At 65.4% G+C, this 454-nt stretch carries 1 protein-coding gene; it reads left to right on the top strand.

The genetic code is table 11. From position 1 onward, the window contains the following. Positions 1 to 64 precede the first annotated feature (64 nt). A partial coding sequence (locus GVL03_RS22460; protein WP_235038281.1) for a hypothetical protein occupies positions 65 to 454 on the top strand: 390 nt, incomplete at its 3' end.

Below are 454 nucleotides of genomic sequence, written 5' to 3'. Positions count from 1 at the left end.
AGCCGTGATCTCGTACCCTGCGCGCGAGTTGTGGTTGCTTCGAGCCATCGGTGCGGAAGGCCGCGTGGAAGTGTTGAACGATGCATTTCTCCTTGCCTACGCGGCAGCGACGGGGGCGGAGGCGCGGACGGCTGCCATCGGAGGCTATCGCTGCCGCACGCTGGCTTCAGACCTGTCGAAGATGCACAGCAGGGGATGGCTCAAAAAGTCCCGCGAGGGCATGGGGCGGAACTGGAGGCGTGGCGGCCCGAAGTGGGTCAACGTTTATGCTCTTTCCGACGCGGGGCTGGAGGCCTGGCGTGCGGTGACGGCAACGGACTGGGACAACCGCGTGTTTGCAGTGTCCGAGAGCGACGGGCCAGTGCAATGCCACCGCTGCCTGCAGCTGGGAACCGACAGCATGCTTTGCCCGGGATCGGCATTCCTCGCCGGTCCCTTGCCCTCCCCCTACGAT

The organism is Microbacterium sp. 18062, assembly GCF_902706225.1.
In the GTDB taxonomy this organism is placed as follows: domain Bacteria; phylum Actinomycetota; class Actinomycetes; order Actinomycetales; family Microbacteriaceae; genus Microbacterium.
The sequence above is the reverse complement of the archived record's forward strand: the minus strand, read 5'-3'. Positions and strand labels throughout refer to the sequence as shown.